Annotated in this window: 30 protein-coding genes, 2 tRNA genes and 1 pseudogene; 11 read left to right on the forward strand and 22 right to left on the reverse strand. The window is 54.4% G+C overall.

The annotated features are described in order from the left end of the window. Positions 1 to 80: 80 nt before the first annotated feature. From ACGHP1_RS08800 to ACGHP1_RS08830, 7 genes are all read left to right on the forward strand, one after another. On the forward strand, positions 81 to 932 hold the full coding sequence (locus ACGHP1_RS08800; protein ID WP_249235878.1) for a hypothetical protein: 852 nt from the start codon (positions 81 to 83) through the stop codon (positions 930 to 932). A gap of 122 nt (positions 933 to 1054) precedes the next feature. Continuing rightward, a complete protein-coding gene (locus ACGHP1_RS08805) occupies positions 1055 to 1645 on the forward strand; it encodes a hypothetical protein (protein ID WP_249235877.1) in 591 nt (196 codons plus the stop codon). A 20-nt stretch (positions 1646 to 1665) separates the two neighbouring features. After that, positions 1666 to 1845: a hypothetical protein gene (locus ACGHP1_RS08810; protein ID WP_249235876.1), complete on the forward strand. Its 180-nt coding sequence runs from the start codon at positions 1666 to 1668 to the stop codon at positions 1843 to 1845. Between the two features lie 105 nt (positions 1846 to 1950). Further along, a complete protein-coding gene (locus tag ACGHP1_RS08815; RefSeq protein WP_390509028.1) occupies positions 1951 to 3576 on the forward strand; it encodes a DUF4942 domain-containing protein in 1626 nt (541 codons plus the stop codon). A 174-nt stretch (positions 3577 to 3750) separates the two neighbouring features. Further along, the gene (locus tag ACGHP1_RS08820) at positions 3751 to 3900 is read left to right on the forward strand and encodes a hypothetical protein (RefSeq protein ID WP_207665845.1); all 150 of its coding nucleotides are present in this window, start codon (positions 3751 to 3753) and stop codon (positions 3898 to 3900) included. Between the two features lie 129 nt (positions 3901 to 4029). Continuing rightward, the gene (locus tag ACGHP1_RS08825) at positions 4030 to 4920 is read left to right on the forward strand and encodes an SWIM zinc finger family protein (protein WP_390509031.1); all 891 of its coding nucleotides are present in this window, start codon (positions 4030 to 4032) and stop codon (positions 4918 to 4920) included. A gap of 217 nt (positions 4921 to 5137) precedes the next feature. Next, positions 5138 to 5416, forward strand: coding sequence for a hypothetical protein (locus ACGHP1_RS08830; protein WP_390509033.1), 279 nt, complete (start codon positions 5138 to 5140; stop codon positions 5414 to 5416). A gap of 196 nt (positions 5417 to 5612) precedes the next feature. Here the strand turns inward: ACGHP1_RS08830 and ACGHP1_RS08835 are convergent, their stop codons facing one another. The 21 genes and pseudogenes from ACGHP1_RS08835 to ACGHP1_RS08935 form a co-directional block, all read right to left on the reverse strand. Further along, positions 5613 to 6140 carry a hypothetical protein gene (locus ACGHP1_RS08835; RefSeq protein WP_390509035.1) on the reverse strand — a complete coding sequence of 176 codons (528 nt, stop codon included), beginning with the start codon at positions 6138 to 6140 and terminating at the stop codon, positions 5613 to 5615. An 18-nt stretch (positions 6141 to 6158) separates the two neighbouring features. Beyond that, positions 6159 to 6782, reverse strand: a complete 624-nt coding sequence (locus ACGHP1_RS08840) for a hypothetical protein (RefSeq protein ID WP_390509037.1) — start codon at positions 6780 to 6782, stop codon at positions 6159 to 6161. Continuing rightward, positions 6722 to 7309 carry a hypothetical protein gene (locus ACGHP1_RS08845; protein WP_390509039.1) on the reverse strand — a complete coding sequence of 196 codons (588 nt, stop codon included), beginning with the start codon at positions 7307 to 7309 and terminating at the stop codon, positions 6722 to 6724. The genes ACGHP1_RS08840 and ACGHP1_RS08845 overlap by 61 nt, the downstream gene beginning before the upstream one ends. Continuing rightward, the gene (locus ACGHP1_RS08850; RefSeq protein WP_390509041.1) at positions 7306 to 8145 is read right to left on the reverse strand and encodes a hypothetical protein; all 840 of its coding nucleotides are present in this window, start codon (positions 8143 to 8145) and stop codon (positions 7306 to 7308) included. The genes ACGHP1_RS08845 and ACGHP1_RS08850 overlap by 4 nt, the downstream gene beginning before the upstream one ends. A gap of 328 nt (positions 8146 to 8473) precedes the next feature. Beyond that, entirely contained in the window at positions 8474 to 8710 is a 237-nt protein-coding gene (locus ACGHP1_RS08855) for a hypothetical protein (protein WP_390509043.1), read from the reverse strand. After that, a complete protein-coding gene (locus tag ACGHP1_RS08860) occupies positions 8707 to 9126 on the reverse strand; it encodes a DUF551 domain-containing protein (protein ID WP_390509045.1) in 420 nt (139 codons plus the stop codon). Before ACGHP1_RS08860 ends, ACGHP1_RS08855 begins: the two co-directional genes overlap by 4 nt. After that, the gene (locus ACGHP1_RS08865; RefSeq protein ID WP_390509047.1) at positions 9107 to 9790 is read right to left on the reverse strand and encodes a hypothetical protein; all 684 of its coding nucleotides are present in this window, start codon (positions 9788 to 9790) and stop codon (positions 9107 to 9109) included. The genes ACGHP1_RS08860 and ACGHP1_RS08865 overlap by 20 nt, the downstream gene beginning before the upstream one ends. A gap of 9 nt (positions 9791 to 9799) precedes the next feature. Then, complete coding sequence (locus ACGHP1_RS08870; protein WP_390509049.1) at positions 9800 to 10183, reverse strand: hypothetical protein; 384 nt, start codon at positions 10181 to 10183, stop codon at positions 9800 to 9802. A gap of 18 nt (positions 10184 to 10201) precedes the next feature. Then, positions 10202 to 10540: a hypothetical protein gene (locus ACGHP1_RS08875; protein ID WP_390509051.1), complete on the reverse strand. Its 339-nt coding sequence runs from the start codon at positions 10538 to 10540 to the stop codon at positions 10202 to 10204. Between the two features lie 214 nt (positions 10541 to 10754). Then, a complete protein-coding gene (locus ACGHP1_RS08880) occupies positions 10755 to 11393 on the reverse strand; it encodes a hypothetical protein (RefSeq protein ID WP_390509053.1) in 639 nt (212 codons plus the stop codon). Then, positions 11390 to 11575, reverse strand: coding sequence for a hypothetical protein (locus ACGHP1_RS08885; protein WP_349189697.1), 186 nt, complete (start codon positions 11573 to 11575; stop codon positions 11390 to 11392). Before ACGHP1_RS08885 ends, ACGHP1_RS08880 begins: the two co-directional genes overlap by 4 nt. 357 nt (positions 11576 to 11932) lie before the next feature. Continuing rightward, a complete protein-coding gene (locus tag ACGHP1_RS08890) occupies positions 11933 to 12091 on the reverse strand; it encodes a hypothetical protein (protein WP_390509056.1) in 159 nt (52 codons plus the stop codon). Between the two features lie 251 nt (positions 12092 to 12342). After that, a complete protein-coding gene (locus ACGHP1_RS08895) occupies positions 12343 to 12876 on the reverse strand; it encodes a 3D domain-containing protein (protein ID WP_390509058.1) in 534 nt (177 codons plus the stop codon). A gap of 166 nt (positions 12877 to 13042) precedes the next feature. Next, a pseudogene (locus tag ACGHP1_RS08900) lies at positions 13043 to 13627 on the reverse strand (DNA cytosine methyltransferase); the annotation flags it as partial. Beyond that, positions 13539 to 14282, reverse strand: coding sequence for a DNA cytosine methyltransferase (locus tag ACGHP1_RS08905; protein WP_390509060.1), 744 nt, complete (start codon positions 14280 to 14282; stop codon positions 13539 to 13541). The gene ACGHP1_RS08905 and the pseudogene ACGHP1_RS08900, both read right to left, overlap by 89 nt. Next, on the reverse strand, positions 14279 to 14596 hold the full coding sequence (locus ACGHP1_RS08910) for a hypothetical protein (protein ID WP_390509062.1): 318 nt from the start codon (positions 14594 to 14596) through the stop codon (positions 14279 to 14281). The genes ACGHP1_RS08905 and ACGHP1_RS08910 overlap by 4 nt, the downstream gene beginning before the upstream one ends. A gap of 30 nt (positions 14597 to 14626) precedes the next feature. Continuing rightward, a tRNA-OTHER gene (locus tag ACGHP1_RS08915) sits at positions 14627 to 14703 on the reverse strand. Positions 14704 to 15267: 564 nt separating this feature from the next. Further along, positions 15268 to 15816, reverse strand: a complete 549-nt coding sequence (locus ACGHP1_RS08920) for an HD domain-containing protein (protein ID WP_371290681.1) — start codon at positions 15814 to 15816, stop codon at positions 15268 to 15270. A 225-nt stretch (positions 15817 to 16041) separates the two neighbouring features. Then, positions 16042 to 16362, reverse strand: coding sequence for a hypothetical protein (locus tag ACGHP1_RS08925; protein WP_371290682.1), 321 nt, complete (start codon positions 16360 to 16362; stop codon positions 16042 to 16044). A gap of 269 nt (positions 16363 to 16631) precedes the next feature. Further along, complete coding sequence (locus tag ACGHP1_RS08930) at positions 16632 to 16802, reverse strand: hypothetical protein (RefSeq protein ID WP_371290683.1); 171 nt, start codon at positions 16800 to 16802, stop codon at positions 16632 to 16634. Between the two features lie 281 nt (positions 16803 to 17083). Continuing rightward, positions 17084 to 17254: a hypothetical protein gene (locus ACGHP1_RS08935; RefSeq protein ID WP_371290684.1), complete on the reverse strand. Its 171-nt coding sequence runs from the start codon at positions 17252 to 17254 to the stop codon at positions 17084 to 17086. A gap of 288 nt (positions 17255 to 17542) precedes the next feature. On the opposite strand from ACGHP1_RS08935, the gene ACGHP1_RS08940 reads away from it, so the two are divergent. From ACGHP1_RS08940 to ACGHP1_RS08955, 4 genes are all read left to right on the forward strand, one after another. Beyond that, a complete protein-coding gene (locus ACGHP1_RS08940) occupies positions 17543 to 17851 on the forward strand; it encodes a hypothetical protein (protein WP_371290685.1) in 309 nt (102 codons plus the stop codon). Positions 17852 to 18091: 240 nt separating this feature from the next. Beyond that, positions 18092 to 18331: a hypothetical protein gene (locus ACGHP1_RS08945; RefSeq protein ID WP_371290686.1), complete on the forward strand. Its 240-nt coding sequence runs from the start codon at positions 18092 to 18094 to the stop codon at positions 18329 to 18331. A 183-nt stretch (positions 18332 to 18514) separates the two neighbouring features. Continuing rightward, positions 18515 to 18997 carry a helix-turn-helix domain-containing protein gene (locus tag ACGHP1_RS08950; RefSeq protein WP_390509065.1) on the forward strand — a complete coding sequence of 161 codons (483 nt, stop codon included), beginning with the start codon at positions 18515 to 18517 and terminating at the stop codon, positions 18995 to 18997. A 311-nt stretch (positions 18998 to 19308) separates the two neighbouring features. After that, on the forward strand, positions 19309 to 20862 hold the full coding sequence (locus ACGHP1_RS08955) for a recombinase family protein (RefSeq protein WP_390509066.1): 1554 nt from the start codon (positions 19309 to 19311) through the stop codon (positions 20860 to 20862). On the opposite strand, the gene ACGHP1_RS08960 is transcribed toward ACGHP1_RS08955, so the two are convergent. Beyond that, positions 20825 to 20902: transfer RNA gene (locus tag ACGHP1_RS08960), tRNA-Pro, on the reverse strand. The two genes, ACGHP1_RS08955 and ACGHP1_RS08960, sit on opposite strands and share 38 nt — an antisense overlap. Positions 20903 to 20933: the final 31 nt, after the last annotated feature.

Consider the following 20933-nt stretch of genomic DNA (forward strand, 5'->3'; position numbering starts at 1 on the left):
AGCGACCCCGCCCCACTACCCCGGCAGCCGCCGGGAGATCATCCCGAACATCAACCACAACGAACAAAGGAGAACGAACCATGAAAGGCATGACCAACAATCAGATCATCATGAACGAAGCCGCGAAGCTGGACCCCGCCACCCTGCACGCCATCGCCACCGCGCACCACACCCCGGAGCAGATCGCCGCAATGGCTGCAAACGCAGTCACCACCGACGAGAACGGCGACGAACAGCCCGCCACCATCGCAGACGTTGAAATCATCCTTGCAGCGGCAGAGCTGCACACCTTCGATCACTGGAAGAAAGAAGGCAAGAGCGTCAAGAAGGGCGAAACGCATTTGATCGAATGCTACCTGTGGAAGTACACCACCCGCCCCAGCAAGGCCCAGCGGGAAGCCGCTGAAGCCGAAGGCAAGGAAGCAGCCCCCGCGCCGCATTTCTACCCCACGAAATCGCACCTGTTCAGCTGCTTGCAGGTACACGACGCAAAGCAGGCCCCCGCCGGCCGCTTCGGATCTGTCGCCGCCATTATGGAGTATAACAAAAAGCTGGCCGCAGAACGCAAGGCCGCAAAGGCAGCAGCAGAGCAGACCGCCAGCACCCCGGCCCCCATCATCACCGAAGAACACCACGAATTGCCGGAGCTTGTGCACGTCGATCCGCTGCCCACGAAAAAGGCCAGCAAGCCCGCTGCCACGAAAAAGCCCGCCCCGGATGTGCTCCGCAAGGCAGAGCGGGAAGCAAAGGCCGCTTTCCTGGCTGTCCCCGAAACCGACCGCAAGGGTCAGGCCGCCGCGCTGGATGCCTGGCGCAAGACCCGGAAGGCCGTAGAGGACGCAAAGCAGGCCCCCGCCGCCGTAGCCGCGCCGGATGAAGCACCCGTGAAACAGCTGGACTTTGAAAGCATCGCCGCCGGGCTGCTGGCATGACCCACCACCACGAAACCGGATATTTTGGCAGGGCTGCACCGGGCAAAGCAACCCCGCCCCACTACCCCGGCAGCGCACCGGGCACGAAAAACAGAACGAAAACGAAAAGGAGTTTTTGCAATATGAAAAGAGCAACCAGCACCCCCGCCGGGCTGAACGTGAAGAAGATCACCGCCTATCTGAAAGGGCAGGCAAAAAGCCGCAACGCCGTTCGGATCACCTGCCAGAGCGGCAGCGTGTACATCATCACCGGCTATGCAGCGTTCAAGCTGCCCGCCATCCTTTACCGGGATGTTATCCAGCCCGTGACCATGCAGGACGCACCCGCCGACGGCGTGACCATCGTTTCCAGCGATGCCGGGTTTGTGGTCAACGATCCGCACCAGCTGACCGCCGCGCAGATGTTCCAGAAGTTCAGCGCCTGCAAAGAAGAAGTCAAACGCACTTCGATCTTGCAGGAAGTCGAAGCAAAGGGCAAAGTCTGGGGCATGTTCCGGATGTTCCGCAACGGATCCCGGCCCATCATGATAAATTCGGAGTATGACGCTTTTGTGGATCATCACGAATTTGTTTACCACAGCAGCAACAGCCCGTTTGCGCCCATCCTGGCAACGGACACCGTAGACCCGAAGAAAGCCGCCGTTTCCGTGCTCATTGCCCCGATGAAGGCGAACGACGAAATACAGCAGGTATGCAACCGCCTGTTTGCATGATACGAAAGGAGAACGAAATCATGAAGAAGTTTGACAACATCTTTGAACAGGCCCGCGAGATCATCCGTCAGCAGTGGACACTGCAAGACCTGCGCCGGGAAGCCCAGTGCACCGGCAGGCCCGAAGCGGTCCGCCAGCAGATCGCCGCCGCCCGGCTCCGCCTCATCTGTGCCCGCCGCGGCTACCAGCTCAACGCCTGACACGAAACCGGATGCCCTGGTAGGGCCGCACCGGACAAAGCGGCCCTACCCCACCGCCCAGCATTCCGCCGGGCATATCACGAAACACGAAAAGAGGTTTACACCATGACCACCCCAAACGATTCCCTGGACTTCTACCCCACGCCGGACAGCCTGGCCTTTGATATGGTTTTCTCCCTGCGGGAAGTAAAATCCGGGTTCACCACCTACCCGAAACCCATCCTTGAACCGTCCGCCGGTGATGGAGCACTTGCGCGTCAGGTCCATGCCCTGGCGTTCAACGTCCACCACGACTATAAGACCGGCGAGGTTGACCGCTACGACAAGGAAAAGGCACGAAGCGCAGAGCTTGACTGCATCGAGCTTTCCAGCGACTTCCGCGCAAAGCTGAAGAAAGACGGTTTCCGGGTGGTGCATGATAACTTTCTGACCTTCCGCCCCACCACGAAATACGCCGCAATCGTCATGAATCCGCCTTTCTCCGCCGGTGCCGCGCACCTGCTCAAAGCGCTGGATGTCATGCAGGACGGCGGCAAAATCCGCTGTCTGCTCAACGCCGAAACCCTGCGCAACCCCTGCACCAACGAACGGAAAGAGCTGGCCGCAAAGCTGGAAGAGCTGCACGCCACGGTAAAATATATCCCGGATGCGTTCAAGAACGCCCGCCGCGCCGCCCGCGTGGAGGTGGCGCTTGTGTCGGTGGACATTCCCGACCGGGAGCCGGTGAGCCGGATCCGGCTGGATCTGAAAAACGAAACCGCAGAGCGTTTGAAAGAAAACCCGGAGTTTGCCGCCCTGGTATCTTCCGACCCCATCACGGCAGCCATTGAGCGGTACAACGCCGCCGCAGAGGGTGTGCGCCGGATCTATGAAGAGTACAACGGAATCAAGTCGTTGTTTTCCTCTGCCGGCGCTGGTAAGAAAGAAAACCCTGTGATGGCTTTCACGAAATCTTATAACGACGCTATCCGGGAACTGCGCGGGATGTACTGGAAACAGCTGTTTGAAATGCCGCAGCTGTTCGATGCGATGACCTACGAAATGCAGCAGGATTACCAGAAGCGAATCAAAGAGCTTGAAGGCTACGACTTCAGCGCGTACAACATTCTGACCGTCCGGGAAGAAATTTCACGAAATCTTCTTTCCAGCATCGACCACGAAATTATAAAGCTGTTCGACGACTGGACGAACCTGCATTATAACGACGAGTACAGCAAGAACGTGCATTATTACAACGGCTGGTGCACAAACTCCGCGTACAAGATCAACCGCAAGGTCATTTTCCGCTGCAACGCCTTTGATACATACGATGGGCGTTTCTGCCCCCGGTACAACGCAACAGGCCATGTTGCCCAGATCGAGCGTGTACTGCACTTCCTGGACACGAACGGCAAGCCCTACAATGGGGACGAACTCCGCGCCGTCCTGGATGCCGCCGAAAAGAGCGGCCAGACCCAGAAGATCCAGCTGCACTATTTCACCGCCACGTTTTACAAGAAAGGCACCTGCCACATCGAGTTTACGAACACGGACGTTTTGAAGTCCTTCAACCTCTACGCCGGACAGCGCAAAGGCTGGCTGCCGCCCACCTACGGCAAAAAGAGCTATCACGATATGGCCGCCGCAGACCGCCGGGTGGTTGACAGCTACGAGGGGGAGGCCAGCTACACCGACACCCTCACCCGGCACCTGATCCCCACGCAGAGCACGTTTTTACAGCTGAACGCTTAACACGAAACCGGATATTTTGGCAGGGCTGCACCGGGCAAAGCAACCCCGCCCCATCTTCCCGACATTTACGTCTGGAACATCACGAAACGGAAAGGAGGTGTTTTCATGGTTCGATGTTGGATATACTCCGCTGGGCCGGATCAATGCCAATGCTACAACGTGGATGACGAAAACTTGGCTGATCTGGCAGCGCAGGCGCAATTCCTAGAGGACTTCCGTGCCCAGCGTGCAGCAAACCCGGCTTTATACCGGCAGCTGCTTAATATGCTGGTTCCCGCCGCCGATGCCATTCCCATGCGCAACTATACCGGTCTGCCGTTCTGACAGCCAGCCCCGGCAGCCCGCCGGGGTTATTCTTGCATTCCGTCACGAAATCTTGTTCTAATTTATCGCTTTTATTTGCGTTTTGCTCTATCATGACAGTAGCGAAACACGAAAAGGAGGTTTCCCGTTATGACTATGATTCCCGTCTTCGGCCCCTGGACAGAGCATCCCGCAGACACTGACGAAGAAAAGCGTCTTGCCAGCGCCCAGCAGAGCAAGACCAGCCCGCTTTCCGTGGACAAGGAACACGAAACCGGGGTTTTCTATGGATCCGGCAAAGAGCCGTACCAGGCCAGCCTTGCAAGCTGCACCTGCAACGATTTTGTAAAGCGCAAAAAGCCCTGCAAGCACATTTTCCGGCTGGCTATGGAGCTTGGTATCATTGATGCGGCCTATAAGACGGGCCGCATCACCGGCGAACGAAACGAGGCGCAGATCAGCTTTGCAGACAGTGTTGCTCTGGTGGAGCAGCTTTCCGACGCGGCACAGAACGCAATCAAAGATATGCTGTATTACACCAGTGAGCGCATCGACGACCGCCAGAATCCCATCACCTGTCACGATCTGGATCTCGTGCCGGAGCTGCGCACGTCGCCCCTGCTGCACGAAAATCCGTACCCGCTGGAAGAAGTGCTGAACGATCTGCCAAAGCCCTTTGTTGTGCAGCTGCTGGATCTGGTGCACCGGGAAGGCAAGCCGAAACGAAATGCAGCCAAAACCGTAATGGCTGCATGGCTGGCACAGAACGCACCCATGCTGGCAAAAGAGATGCCGCCTTGTGCATCCTTCTCTTTCGTGGAGGTGTTCGACAAAGCCCAGCGCGACGTTTACAAGTACCTGCATCGCAAGTACGACACGGAAACGGACTGGTACACCGGCGCAGAGTATCCCGCCGGGGCTGTTCCTGCGGCAGACGGTTCTGCTTACTACTTCCCAGAGGACAGAGTTACCGATGCCCTCACGAAACGCGGTTTCAATCGCTGCCTGAACGGTTACATCCCCACGAAATCGAAATCCTGACAACGAAACTTCATCTTTTTCTGCTAAAGATGATATTTCGGCATATTTAACCCGCCTTTTTGATACAAAACCTACAATTTAGGGGCTTAACTGCCCAGAAGGAGGCATTTCTACGAAAGATGCAGAGTTTTTCGCCCCTTGGCGGCTGGTCGCCGCCTTTGCTGATGGCTCCCGGCTCTTGTTCGACGGATTGACTGAAGAACAGGCACGGGAAGCGATGGAAGCCGCCCAGGAGCAGCACGGAGACATTGGTTACTGGAACCGGGTCACGGATCAGAACTATGAGGACGGCAGATACTACAAAACCATCCCCGAACCGCCCTGCGTGAACGTCGTTGACTTCACCGGTTACGATGGGCCGCTCGACGAAAACGGTTTTCCTGTCGGCCTGATGGACGAAATCGCCCAGAACGCCAAAGAGGAAGGCCGTGATCCGAACGAACCGCAGATCATCTTCAAGCGCAATGTGCCGCCTGATCCGCCGCGCGAAAAGTAAATCACGAAATCCAAAAAAGCCCGCCGGGTCGATGACCTGACGGGCTTTCTCTATAGCACCCGGCAGGCCGCACAGCCCGCCGGGTAATTTCTTGCCAACTTTTCCACATTTCCGGGTAGTCGTGTTTGTTTTTCTGCGCCGGGTGGATACAATTTGCGGAAGCGCATTTGCGTGAGGCCCCGACGGTCGATCTCCCCTATAGGAGAATATCGCCCTCAAGCCACGCATCTGCCCTGGGCAGGGTCTCGCGCACGTTATACGCGCGTGATAATAAGGCGGGGCACTCGGGCAGCCGTTCCATGCCCCGGCCAAAGGCCAGCAAAGCCACGTTCCGAAGCCGTTTCAAATGCTGGATGCTGTATCCCGCATCGACCTGCACTTCTGCCCATTTTTTGTGGCCGATGTAGTATTCTGTCAGGATCAGATTGTGGACACTGTCCAGGCGGTCAATTTGCCCCCGGATCAAAGCCTCGTCGGACTTCAAAAGAGCCTGCTGACGTTCCAGACTGCGCAGCCTGTCGCCAATGCCCAGATCATCCATCTTGCAGGCCATCGCCGCGGTGCTGTCCCCGGGCCGCCCTCCGCCGGGCATACCGTCCATGTTGATGCCTTTCAGGGTGTCCACTTCGTCGTCCAGAGCGGCACACTGGCGGCGGATGATTGAAAGCCGACGTGGAATGTCTGCGCAGTATTTCAGAATCGCTTCCGCCTCGTGTGTCTTCATGCTCTGCCTCCCGAAAAATCAAAATTCAGTGCCAAAGATGGGGCCTTGCCCGTTTACCCGCTCAACCATAGCCCCCACGCCGTAGATGTCCTCCACCACACGGCGCAGCTTCTCGTAAGCTACCATCTCGCCGTCCTCGGACCATCCAAGGAACTGCTCGAAGTTGGAGCGAGTCTCTTGCATAACAGCGGCGATCTGCTCCACGGTATAGCTCATGTCGTGCAGAGCTTCCACGCAATACCGGGCCACCATGTCGGCAGCATCCCGGCGTTCGGCAAGGATTTCCCGCTCATTGGTCGTCTTGCCCAGCTTGCCCGCCGGGAGCAGGAAAGTTTCCACCATCAGCGGCGTGGTGCGGTCTTCCAGTGCAATGCGGGCTTTCCGTGCCCCTCGTTTGTCCCGATCCAGCGTGTACCGTTCCGCCGCATTGTTCATCTTGACGGTCAGCACAGCCGCCTTTCCTGCGTCAAAACCCAGAATGTCGTGTGCCGCTGCTACAAAGCAGTATGACACGACCTGTCCGATAGCCTCCCGGTTCAGTGATGCCGCCGTTTTGGTGCGGCCAAGGTTGATCTGCCGATTTACAGCGTTCTGGATGCTCTGCCGGTAGTACGACGGCACTCTTGCTCTGCTTTTGCCCATGATGATTCCTTTCCCGCCTGTTCAGCCAGACGTTTCCATTCTTTGATCTCGTTTTTCGTGTCCGGGGTGATGATTTCCCGGAACACATAGCCCCGCGGCTCTGCAATCAGGTCAACAAACAGCCTGCGGCGGTAGATGTAGTCCCTCTGCGCCCGCCGGGTGAATTTTGACTTGATTTCCACCACTTCCACCGTTCCGTCGGCATATTCCAGCACATAATCCGCCGTATACCTTGCCGCCGGGAGATGGACAGCGCAGAAATCCTTTGCGGGCAGCAAAGGAAAGGCAACGTGCGGCGTTGCCTTGATGATCCTGCCGGACTGGATGCCCGGCAGCACTGTGCCAATGTAAAAATCATACTCGCCCTTGCTCTCGAAGACCTTCCCGATCTCCCCGGCAGTCTTGGCGGCAGCTTCCAGCGATACTGCCCCCGCCGGGGCTTTCCTTGCGCGGCGGTCGGCTATTTGCTTCTCCGCTTGGGCACGGTATCGAGGCGGTAGGTCTTCCAGTTCCAGTCTTGTGCTCACGGCTGGTTCCTCCTGTTTTTGTTCTTGGGCAGCTCCTTGCGGTACAGGCTCACGATCAGGTGGCGGGTAGAGTTGCCCGTGATGGCGACTTCGCACCGATGCAGGGTATACCCCGGGTACATCCGTTCCCAGTACGCCCGGTCTTCCAGACAGTTTTCACACACGTCCTTCAGCTTGCTTCGGCTCATTTTGTTGTCGTTCGGCCTAGGCATTTTGGGCGGCTGCAGGCCGTGGCTCTGCCGCCAGTGCCGTTTGCATCTGCGGTTCTTCACGATATACCGGGCAAGGCTTTCCACGCTGTTGTGGTCGAAGTGCAGCGGCTCACATCGAGCCATACCCCGGCCATTCCACGCCTGTTCCACCATTTCCCGGGTCAGCCCCGCCGGGTGCGTCATAATGACATGGTGATGGTGCCGTCCCAAGACTTCACCTGTTACAGGGTCCACGGTGCAATACTCCGTCACCACGACCCACTTTGGACGCTGGATGCCCTGTTTATCGCAAAGGCGGTAGAGCTTCTTGATTGCATTGGAGAAATCCCGGTCAGCACGGGCAAGGTCATTTGGGGCAGGGTGATGTTCGTCGTCGTAGGTGTATGTAACCGAGAAATCACCGGGGCGAAAGTTCGTATTTACCAGCAGGACGAGATAGCGGCCAGATTTGCGGAGGTTGTAGGCTTCCTTCGCCAGACTGGTGGCGAGTTCTTTCTTCCGCCGGGTGCTGGCCTTGTGCTCCTTCTCGGAGACCTCGAAAAGCTCCGCCTGCATGGTGGGCGCAGTGGCATAATCCTTGCCGCAGATATATTTCTGTTCTCTGACATAAAAGCCGCTGCCCATACCCACTGCGTCCTCCTTCCCGTAAACGTCCAATTTGCTGAATAAAGGCCAAACCGCCCACCGCCCGTGTACTTCTATGCTTGCCCCCGCCCCCGCTCCGGCGAGCTCTGCTGTCCGTTACGCCCTACTGCCGCGGGGAGACAATACAGGGGGTTCCCCCTGTACCCCCGTCACGGGAACGGCTGCTTCTAATCAAGCTCTAAGCAAGCTCTAAGCAAACTTTAAGCAAGCCGCTGCTCTCGTGTCCCTTAGTTTATCCTCGGTATACAAGCCCCTTGCCGCCTTCCCAAGGCGGCGGTTCAACGGGGCTTCATGTTATGTTGGAAAATTATTCCAAATTCAGTTTAACTTCCTCACCACGACAGAGTTTCAGAAAATCAGGGAGCACAGTTTTGCGTACCTGTTCCTGAACTTCTTTGAAGGCAAATTCATGCGTCCAAACCGGACGGCCCATTTTCTGCTCTATGTACTTGTGGCACAAACCGTTTTCCTTCGGGTTATCCTGTCCGCCAGTCATCACATAGCCGGTATACGCTTCAACCACGATTCTTTCATCCAGCGTCATACATCTTTCCCTCCTTCAGGCGACTCAGGCAGCGGCATCCAGTGCGAAACTCTGCACCCCGCCGGATTTTCCGAAACGCAGCGCCCCAGATCGTCAAACCACGAATTGCCTTCAAGCGTGCCCTCCGTCTGGTTTCCATCTTCGTAGTAAAGCCAGACCGTATCGCTCACTTTTGCATACTCCGGGTTGTTTCCGCGCGGGCAAGGCGTGTGATGCCTTGGCGGAAGCTCCACCTTTGCATCGCGCCACCACAGATTGCTTTCCGGCTCGATCGTCGGAGCGACAGATAGCGTTTTCTCTACCATCTCCACGACCCTTGCCCTGTCTTCTCCACATCCCGGTGCCCCTAACAGGCAGCCTTTTATGGTGCGAAGTTCCAATGCAAACGCATCTGCGTCAATCAGCCGTTTTTTCATGCTCATTTCCTCCGCTCTTTCGTTCGACAAGAACAAGATCATCCCATTCGCACGCATATCTCTTTGACGATCCATTTCTCATATCAAAGTCTGCGATAATATAGTCATCAGGATCGGCTCGGAGAACCGTTCCGGCCGTTTTCAAAATCTTCGAGTAAACCAAATCTCCAACTTTAATCCGTTCATCACGTTCTTTTGACCGATGCAGATTCAGTTCAATTTTCGGTTGCGGCTGATCCGACCGATTCAGCGGCTTATCAAAGCACACATTCATCCGGTCTCCCTCCGGCTTATCGTGCCACGCCAGCGCATGACGGATACCCAGCCAGACCTGTTCTGCCCGGTACGGAATGCGCATGCCGTCTTCGATAAGTGGGTGACAGGCAAACATCTGATAAGCTCTATCCATGTCGTCCTGCATCATGTTCCGATTTTCCAGTGCCCGGTAAAAATCTTCTTTTTCGTCCTCTGCGTTTTTGAATCGCTTTGCATCCATATCGGCATAGTGCTTCGCCATGCAGAGGTCTTCCGCAAGATCATTGAACTGCCCCATGTGCAGGCGCAGATACATCTCGCAAGCAGCCTGCACAGCTTCCGCCACCGGGCGGCTCATTGTCACCGTGACGGTTTCAACTTCCGCCGGGGTATCTTTTTTCTTGTCCATGCTGCCACCTCAAATTCTTACGGGCGGTGCTCCGTATCCGTCGTGCACCTCTATGCCGTCTTTTTCTGAAATGTACATCCACGTCTTGAATGGGAAATTTGTAGCCGGAATACCTGCTTCAAGAGCAGCCTGTTCCAGCATCACGCATGGCCCATAGTCGCACCCAATGGAGATTTCTGTCCACGCCTTTGCTTCTTCCTCAATCCTCATTGCCAGTTCTTTTTTGAAAACTTCAACCTGTTTCTTTGAGATTTTCTTTACCATAGAATCCGCAAGGAGACACGTCACAATAGACGTGTAGCCGTTATCCCCATTGCTATGCGGCTGGTTGGCAGTCACTTTTTCCACCCACCAGTTGACGGCCTTTTCGATGGTTTCTTTGGTCAAGTTCATGATGTTTTCCGCCTTTCTTTAGAAAAGTTGTTCCATCTTTTTCGGCCACCGGCGCTGACTCCGTTCCAGCTTGCAGATCATTGCTGCCAGCTGGATTGCTTCAACCGCCATATGAACAGCCCGGTGTTGCATTTCCTTCAGGTCCTCTTTCGGAATTTGCAGGTCCGCCTTGACTTCGTTCCACAGGCGTTCTTCAATCCACCTGTCCAGCAGATAACGTTCCACTTCCGTTTCGCTCATTTCCTCCCGGACCACCGCCCAGCCTTCATGCGCACTATGGAACATCGGAAAATTCTGGTTTGCTGCTTTCAGCTCCTTTTTAACCAGCAAGCGGACATCTTTTTCTACAGCGTCCATTCTTTATCTCTCCTTCTTGAACTCTTCAAACATTTTGTCGTACCGGAGTTTGTAGTCATTAAGGCAGTCTGGACAAAGTGCAACCTTTTCGCCAGCGGTGCCAGGTACTACAGTCCATTTCTTTGCAATTCTATCTTTCTCTGTTTTACTTACGCCTTCATCTTCCACGAATACAGTGAATTTGCACCGGTCGCAACGATATCTCGTTCCCGTTTCAATCATTTGCCTTTCCTTTCTCCGCCCCTTCCTGGGCAGCCAAGTCCTGCAAGTCATCGTGCATCTTTTCAACGATCTGCCTCTGCCGTCTCGACATCAGCTCTGCTATGATTTCGTCCAGATCATTCGCCACGTCATCTTTGATATTCATAGGCGCGACCAATGCCCGAAGGATCATTCCGTCCTTCACAGCATAGATAAACCGGCAATCCTGATTGGTAGGGCGTACACAAATCTGCGCAAATTCCTTGTTCAGCTCGCCTTCCACCGGTTTCAGCAGTTCTGACCGAATGAACCCGACGCTGCCGTCAGGATTTCGCAACGCGATAAGCTCTTCTCCGTTGATAACGATTCGCGTCTTGATTTCAGAGGTAGTTCCTTCATGTTCCGGCTCGTCATCCCACCTCACGCCGTACAGTTTTCCGTCGATGGTGTATTCTTCATGGTAGAAGATGTTCTTCATCTTCTTCTGCGGAATGCCCAGCATAGCGCCCAGCTCTCCCGCGTCCTGTGTTCTGGGGTAGCCATCCATGCAGTAAAAGGCACTCCCCGTGCCGACAAAAATTCTGCCGCCGTTGTTGATTACCTCACAATGACCGCAGTTCTTGATTTGGGCAGCCAGTGCAGAAAGTTTCATCTTTTCACCACCTCCACGTCCGGCTCTCCATCTTCAATGAACTTAGGGTAGGCGCTCTTTGCGTGTTTCCTTGCTTCGCGGACTGCTGCATTCGCATTTCTTGCTTCCAGCTTATACGGCAGATACAAATTTTCCTTCGTATAGCTGTCAATGCCAAACAGCATGATACTGAACTTTGCCATCGTTTGCTCCCTTCTATTTATTTTTTCTGTCGGTGGGCACTTCCGGGCTTGAACCGGGTGGGGCCTGTCCCATGCTCATATAAAAAGAAGCCGCCGCGTCGGGCGGCTCCACGCTTTGTCTACGCTCATTTCCCCGTAGGCTGGTATCTGTTCACGCATTCCATATTTGTGCAAAAGCGTTCCGCGCCAATGATTTTTAGCGGTTTCCCGCAATACGGGCAAAACGTCGGCTTAGGTTGCGGTTGGCCTTCTCCCTCTAAACTCTGTTGCAACCGATAGAGTGCGCACATGAACGATCCCGGCTGCACATACAGTACACATCGTTCCCTTGCTCTGCAAATATCGCAATTCATTTTTTTACCTCATCAAATACAGCCAGCAGAATTTCACCAGCGCCGCCGGGACAAGCACAGCCGCCACCAGCCAGAGAACAGCTGCCGCGATCACCAGCGCCGCGAAAATTCCGGTCGCTTCTATCTTTCCGATTTTTACTTTATGATCCATGTTTTTAGCCATTTCCCCTATCTTTGAAGTCCACAAATCGATCTTCTTCGTCTATCATGAACTCGTCGGCATTCCACACTTCTTTGCAATCCAGACAGCACGCTGTCTGACATCCCATCGGACCCGATATGCTTCTCGTCCTTTTCTTTAGAAGTTTTCCATGCTTACCAAGTAACCGGTCATAAGAAAACATCCAAAAATCTGACACTACGATTTGTCCACCGCAAACCGGACAGGATTTGCGTTCAATCCCTTCGCGCATTCTACTCCCCCATTATGATCCAGACCCGGTGTTCACCGTATCCATCCCAGTTCAGCGCATCCTCATGGTTGCCAGAAACAGCCACGTCCAGCTTGTTGCCCTGAATAGCTGCACCGCGATCCTGCACAACGCGCACGCCAATGCCTTCTATGTACAGAACCGTTCCAAATGGCAGGCTTTCGTCTGCCGCAACGGTCAGCCCCGCCGTCACCGGTGCGCCGCTGGCGGTGATGCCGTGTCCTTCTCCGCAAATGTGCGGGTATTCTTCCGTGCAGTACGCCGTACACAGAAATTTCCCGGCATATTCCTTTGTCAGCCCATCCGGCAGGGCATTTTCATTGGCGGCAGTCTGTAACTGGTCGATAACTTCTTCATCCTGAATTGCTCTGTCCTGCCAGTTTGCCAGACGGGCGGAATAGATAATGCGCTGTCCTTCCAGATCATCAATGCGTCTCTGCATCACCGCAACTTTTGTGGCATTGACAATTTCCGCTGCAAAGAACAGTACCAGAATCGCCTTCATTTTCGCTGTCATTTCCAAACCTCCTTTTCGTCACCGCGATTGGAAACTCTTCTATTTCACTTGCCCAGCGTGCCGTGCCTTTCCCGTATGTAGTCTCCCACACTAGAGGAAAGCCACCGATTCCGTCAAACAGACTTCCCAGCGTTGCGCCCGCTGGAAGGTATCGCTTCATTTTCTGGGCAATCCAGAACCACTGCGGCAACGCAATGGAATTTCCCAGTGCTTTATAGCGTGGGCTGTCTGCCGGCTTATGCTTTTTTCCTTTGGTGTCCGTCCACTCTCCAATGTCCGTCCATCCATCCGGGTAGCCCTGCAACCGCTCACATTCTGTCGGTGTCAGCCGCCGGACGATCCAGTGAATAGTTTTCTCTGCAATTAGACACTCGCTACCATTTCCAACATTCCCGGCTTTTGCTTTCATGGTTGAACATTTGTCGCTTTTCTTGTAGTAGCTGTAAGACTGTTCGCTGAATGTCTGACGCTCAGTTATGATGGCTGTGTAGTCCGTCACTCTGCTTTCATGGTCTCCGGTAATGGTCGGCACTGTCTTGCCATCACCGTTTCCCCGTGCATCAAAGACCTTATACGCTACTGCTGGACGGTCAACAGTGTTCAGCGTGTAGCTCTGGTTTTCCTTCACGCCGGAACCATTTGCGCCGGCCGTTTCAGAGCGATCAATAATGTTTCCTGCCAGGCAATAGGCCGGCTGAAAAAGGGTCTGATCCTGTAGCGTCGAAAGTGTTCCTGTTTTTTCGGTCTGCACCAGTGCACCTTTGCCGCCCCCGGCACAGCCTGACCGGATTTTCAAGGTGTAGGCTTGCCCCCCCCTGCTGGCCCACCATTCGATCATTTCCAGCAGGGCGGTTTCCAGCAGTTCTTGCAGCTTCTTGCCACGTCGGGATGCTCTGGTCAGGATGCCCCGGCAAGCTTTCGCGCTCAAATAGTATTTCTCCGGCACGTCCACCTGCAAAATCCACGACAAGAGCGATACGTTTTCTTCTCTGGGGCACTCCCCAATATTGAGCGTCGAGCTGTCGCCAAGCCAAGGACCATCCATTTCCGGCAATTGCTCCGGCTTTGCTCCATCTGCCCCCCCTCGGAGGTCTAGGAATTGAAGCGTCCGGTTCTTCCACGCGGGCAAGTTCTTCCAGCACGGCGCGGAAGTCTTCTCCGCCGTTTGAACTGAACGCTCCGGGAACATTTTCCCAAATAACGACAACTGGATAACTTCCATGTGTCGCCCTCCTCATTTCTTTGATGATCCGAACTGCTTCCATGAACAATCCCGACCGTTCTCCCGCAAGTCCCGCCCGCCGCCCAGCAATGGAAAGGTCTTGGCATGGGCTACCGAAGGTGATGCAATACACGGGTTCTATCTGGTCGCCATGTATCTTTGTGATATCTCCAAGGTGGATCACTTCTTGTCACCCCACCTTGCTTTATGGGGTAAGTCCTGGCACGGGCTGCTGCCGATCAAATAATCTGCCACAATTTCGCCATCTTCTGCCCACTTCATTCCCAGAAAATCCGCAACGCCGAAACTGCCGTCTTCGCAGCAATGCGTTTCATGCACAAGCGGTTGGTTTTCAAGTTTCTTCAACGGCCCAATTCCACTGGCGGAAAACGCCGCATTTGCCGTTGCGGTCCAGGCTGTCTCTTTATCACTAGTTCCGCCGTTGGTGAAGGTCTTCCCGCACAGCCTGCACCTGAACGTCATGTAGTACCATTTCATTGTTCTTCTCCCTTCTGCTTTTTGTTCTTGCACGGGTGGCCGGAATCGAACCGGCTTGCCTGCCACTGGGGGATCAGGGCGGCAGGCAACTTCCTTACTACACCCGCATATCAAAACCCACCGCGCAAGAGAGGTGGCGCGGTGGGGCGACCCGTTGCGGTCGGGCCTGTTGCTTTTGGCCTGAGCAAGTTGAACAGGGTGTTTCTGCGCTCACACTGCGGCGTACCCGTTCCCGTCATATCCATGCGGGTACGGCTTCGGCAAGAACGGCAGCCCGGTTTTTCATCGGGCTTGAACGGAAAGGAGGACGCTGCTGTACAGCACCGCTCCGCCGTGCCAGGCGGCTGACTTCATGGCCGTGCCCGGCTTTCATGGAAAGTGTTAAGCAGGCGCAGGCGGGGTCCGGCCCCGCTCACGATGTCCCTGTGCCAGAAGGACACCCCGCGCCACATAAAAAGCAGCCCCGCTTCTGCGGGCAGGGCTGCCTATTGTTTCACCGGGGACAATGCTTTGTATCAGCAGCATCGTTTCCCTCATAGTGCTTGCACTCCACGTTGTAGCCGCCGCACGGGGCGCATCGTGCAGCGGTGATCTCAAACGTGTGTTTGCACTGTTTGTCTTTGTGTAGCTCGTTCCGCTCGGTGGGTGACCGGTTATGTATCCTCATCCTTTTACCTTCCTACCTCATCGTGGTGTGTAGCGATCATATCCGCCATGTGAACGCACAGGGCTTCCGGGTATTCGTCAAATACTTTGCTTGCCGTGTTCCAGTCCCGCTCTCCGGTATAAGCCCCCATGTGCCACCGAATCGCATAGGTTTCTGCTTCTGTCAGCTTGATAAACCGTTGTGCGATGATTACGCTTCCTTCACCATGTCCAAGACACAAACCGCCGTTCGACTTGTAGCCATCTTTGGTTTCCTCGTAACTGCCCACCTTGCAAATATCGTGAAGCAGAGCCGCCACCACAACTGCCTTCATAGTGCAATGCCGGAAAGCATGGAGGTTCATCATAAGCTCCACTGCGTTGTTTGCCACGTTCACTGTGTGCTCGCACAGCCCGCCCTCATACGCCATGTGGTGCCTGGCGCTTGCCGGTGCCGTAAAGAATCCGCTGTGTTCCAGCCAGTCAAGCAGTTCCTTATTGCCCTCTCTGTCCGCCAGTACATCAGACCACATTTCCAGAAACGCTTCCCGTGCTTTCTGCATTTTGTTTCCCATTTGCTCTTACTCCTTTCAGCAGCTGATCCCGCCCCTCCGGGTAATTGGTTGGACGATCTAAAATCTCCGGGTGATTCTCGAAATATGCGATCAGCATCTCCCGCATCTGCCCGGCAGCGAACGGTGAATAGGTTGCCCGAACTTTCCGGCTCATAATTTCACGCCTTTCTTTTTCATTCTGGAAGCGGGTTTTGTTTTCGTTCCTCCCGCCATTGGAACATGCTGTCAGATTTTCCCGAAGTGGCGCATGACCATTTCTGCGATCGCCCTGCCGATAGGATCATCTGCATTCGGTGCGTGCCGCTCCCCGTTCTCCTTGCTCTTGCGTTCCATCCCTTCGTTCACAAGGCTGTCAATCATTTCGTGCATGACACGCTTTGTCGCCGCCAGCAGCCTCATATTTCCGTTCGTCGTTGTGATAAGAACGTTCGCTGCAATCGTTCCAGCGGTCACCAGCAGCACCTGGGTCGTGCCCTCCATTTCAATTTCGGTGCCCTTGCCGTCATAAACAGCAGTGATCTTTGCGCAATCTTCTTTTCTGTCCATGGTCTATCCTTTCTGTTTCTGTGTAAATATTCGGAAGTGGCGGTACGCCCCGGGGTTGGCACCGGGCGGAAGGGAATGCGCCCCCTCCTGCACTGGCCGTACCAAATAAAAAGGCGGCATCGGACAGGTAGCCGCCACCCATGCGGGCCGCCCCGCTGTATTCTTTCTGCCCCCAGCAGGTAGGGCTCCGGCCTTGCGGTAGCCGGGCGGCCGCCTACTAGATAGACTAGCCGCATGGTGGGTGGGTAGGTCTGCCCATGCCCGGATGCTCACTCTTTAACGTGTTCTTCCTGTTTCATCTTGTCTATGTGCTTCTGCGCCAGATTGTGAATCTGCTCTTTGAACACTGCCCGCTTACGGCGTTCCAGCAGCTCAAAGATTCCGGCGCAGGCCAGTACCGTAATAATTCCAGCCGTTACGATTTCCCCGATCCATTCCATCTGTGCAGTCTCTCCATGAGTTCCTTTATCGTACTCCATCTGTGTTCTGATACCATCTTCCAGTATCTAGCTGATCTGGACATCTCACGAAACGCCTCCTGAGCTTCTTTTTTTTCATAGTAGTTCAGGATGCCCCACAAAAGGAAAATGACTGTAGCTACATCCGTCGCAATCCGCACCGTTAAATCGGGAGCGCCAATGTGATATAGCCAGATTGCCAGTTCAAGCATTCTCCTTTTCCGCCTTTCCTTTACTCTTTCAGCCCGCCGGTGTCAGCCAGCTCATACGGCATCCTCCTTTTCCTCCGGTTTCTCCGCCGGGTCTGCGCTCTGGGCTTCCTTGTAGCCCTGCACAAACCCTGCCATAAAGGAAAGAGCCGACTTACCAAGCGGCTTTGCATCGTCCATGATCTTTGCCAGCTCTTCCGTCTGCATCTTTTCTTTCTCGCTCATACTCTCACGCTCCTTTTTATGCAATTTGAATCAGGGCCGGATTCTCTCTCCAACAGCGGCCCCTTTTTACCGTTTCTCTGCGCAGGTACTCCCTAACCGCCGTCGGCAGATTTGCTACGATCCACCATTCGCCACAAACAAGTTCCTCATGTTCGCCAGACCACCAGCGGCCCGCCAGGTATGCGTTCGTAATCTTTTTTACTGTTTTCCTCTTCACGGTTTCGTCCGCTCCTTGTTGTCCGCCCCTTCCCGCCGTGCTATAATCAGGGCAGGAAAGGAGGTATACTTATGAACATTCGTCCATCTGATATTGATTTGCTATCCCGTGTTTTTCAGGCGTTCGATTCTGCTCCCGTTGCATTCTTTGAAAATGTACCGTCCGACAGAATCGCCCAGCTCAAAAACGCAGCCCGCGGACTGCCCGTAAAGTTCCGCTTCGGCTCTGGCTCGTCTACCTCGATTGAAACGCTCGCATTTGGATTCGCCTGCAACTACGCTCTGTCGAGAAAAGACTTCTCGCGTCAGGAGAAGGACACGATCTGCGCATATCGGGACGTTCTTCAATCCGAGCTGCTTCTGATCCATCCCGATATGTAAGTGCAACCGGGTCAACTTCCACATTTTCGCTTGCCAACAGCACGAGCCACGCCACGGCTCGTGCTGTTCTTGTTTTCTCCATCCTCTCACCCCCTTTTCTGTGTTATAATGTATCTGTGCGGTCATTGCTGGCCGCCGTCAGCTTTGAAAACAGGTGCGCACTTGCCGTCAGCTCCAACTCCCGGCAGGTACGCCGCCTGTTTTGCCGGCATACCCCCTTCTGCGAAAGGAGGTGATACCATGTCGAATCCCGGCAATGTTGATGTTGTCATTGGTCAGACGCACGTTTCCGGCGCGCGCCTGATTGCCCACTCTGAAAACTTGGGTTCTCCGATCTCCGTTCCTGCCGGAACGGTCGTCGGCGAAGGCGACATCATCAAGGTTGGCGAAACTCTTTGTAAAGTAGTCGGCGTCGTACACGACTGCGTGTACAACAAGGAGATGTCCGTCAACATCTATACTGCTCCGGTAGAGCAGTAACCTCTTCGGGCGCTCCGTCTGACATGGGCGGGGCGCTCTTTGTTGCTCTCGTGTTCGCTAAGTTAACTTTACGAGTTCATTATAGTTTATCAAACTATCATTGTCAACCCCCTTTTCTTCTTTTCTCGTTGACTTAATTAACGCGCCGTGCTATTATTATGGTAAAGGAGGTGAAACAAAGGTATGAAAGATAGAATCCGGGAGGTTCGAGAGCATTTTGGACTTAGTATGGAGAAGTTTGGTTCCCGCATTGGCATAGGCAAAGCGTCCATTAGTCTTTTGGAAAGCGGTAAGAACAATCCATCCGTTCAGACCATTACTCTTATCTGCCGGGAGTTCGGTGTCAATGAACACTGGCTCCGCACCGGCGAAGGGGAGATGTTCGAGCAGACGCGGGAAACCGTGCTGGACAAGCTCTGCGCCGAGTATGATCTTGGGGCAGAACACCGGGCCATTGTGGAGGGATTTCTGGATCTGACCCCGCAGGATCGGGATGTGGTACTGAAATACTTCCATAATGTGTTCAGCCGGTCTACATCCCATGCCGCCCAGAGCGCGGCAGTACCCGACAGCGAAGCCCAGCGCATTGCCGAGAGCGACGAGTACAAGTCGCTTGTGGAAAAGAACGAGCCGCCGGAGAAAGAATCGCGTACTACCGCCGGTTAGTTCTTCAGCGCGCCGCAGACGAGTGGTTAAAGCGTCACCGCTGACCGCCATGCAAAAAGAAAAAGCCCACCGGGGGGACAGCCGGTAGGCTTTTTCGTGTATGTAAAAATAAAAAATGCCCCATCTTCTCAAAAGAAAAGACAGGGCATTTTGAAATGAGTTGAACCTAAATGTGCAACTCTACTTATATAAATAGCTCCCAGATATGATATTTCGGAAATGAATTTAACTTTTTGACTGTTGAAAGTGTGGAAAGATTTATTTTTCCCAGAACTTGCAACAAACTTAAAACTACTTGAAAGGTGGTATTTATGCCTCGTAAAAAGAAACTGCAAGAGGTAGGCGGACTGCGGCTGGTGGCGTACTACCGCTACTCCGGTGGCTCCGGGCAGACCGAGCAATCCATAGAGGGTCAGCGACGGGACTGTGAAGCATACGCCAAGCTCCACGGCATGACGATTCAGCATGAATACATTGACCGGCATATCTCCGGCAAGACCGACGACCGCGTGTCGTTCCAACAGATGATCCGGGACAGCGACAAAGGTGCGTTCGATATGGTGATCTGCTGGAAGACCGACCGCTTTGCCCGCAACCGGTACGACAGCGCCGTGTACAAGAAGCGTCTGCGGGACAACGGCGTTGAGATCATCTATGCGGCAGAATCCAACATTTCCGGCGCGGAAGGTATCATCATTGAAGGTCTGATGGAATCTCTTGCCGAATACTATTCCGCCGAGCTTGCCGAGAAGATGCGCCGCGGTATGCGTGAGAGCGCTCTCAAGTGCCAGGCTATCAACCGCTGCAGGCCGCTTGGTTTCACCACCGATGCCGGCAAGAAGTTCATCATTGACGAGCGCACCGCTCCCGCCGTTCGGTTCATCTTTGAGCATTACGCCGCCGGGGAGAGCGCAGCGTACATCGTGGAGCAGCTGAACGAGAAGGGCTACCGCACCAGCCAGGGCAACGAGTTCAACAAGAGCAGTATCAATCGCATTATTCAGAACGAGATGTACCGCGGCGTTTATATCAGCAAGGCGTATGACGTTCGGATCGAGGGCGGAGTTCCCGCGATCGTGGACGACGAGTTATGGCGGAGGGCACAGGCTATGGCAAAACTCAACAAGCAGAAGCGCGCAAAGTATTCTTCCAAGGCGGACTATTTCCTTTCTGGTAAACTGTATTGCGGCGAGTGTGGCTGCCTGATGAAGGGGATCAGCGGGCACAGCAGCACCAACGGCGAGGTATACTGGTACTATGCCTGTTCCAATCCTAAATGCAAGAAGCACAACGTTCCGAAAGAGGAACTGGAAGGAAAGGTCATTCAGGCTATCATTGACAACTTGTTACAGCCGGAAGCTATGGAAGCTCTTGCGGAAGCAATGGTGGCTGTGCAGGAAACCGATGCCAACAAGCCAAACGCAGAGCGTGAAGCCATCCAGCAAGAGCTTGCCGATGTCCGCCGCCGGAGCAAGAACATTTTGGATGCCATCGAGAACGGCACCGCAAACCCGCATCTGACCGCGCGTCTGGATGAACTGACCGAGCGGGAGAATACTTTGCGTTTCCAGCTGTCCACTCTCACCGATGAAAAGCCCCTGCGCTTCACCAAGGAGGAATATCTTTTCTTGTTGGAGCAGTTCTTGATTGACCCCGCCGAGCGCAACGAGGACTACGGTAGGCGTGTTGTTCACACTTTCGTAACTTCTATGGAAGTTAGCGATTCTAAACTGCTTATTTATTTTAACATTTCCGAAGAAAACGCTGACAAAAACAAAAACGCTTCACCGTCTGAACTTCAAAAAGAAAGTTCGACGGTGAAGCGTCTGGTCCGAGTGGCGAGAATCGAACTCACGGCCTCTTGAACCCCATTCAAGCGCGCTACCAAAACTGCGCTACACCCGGATATCGACCGCCGCTTCCCTACCGAAGCGTG

This window comes from Faecalibacterium sp. i21-0019-B1, from assembly GCF_042852915.1.
GTDB lineage: Bacteria > Bacillota > Clostridia > Oscillospirales > Ruminococcaceae > Faecalibacterium > Faecalibacterium taiwanense.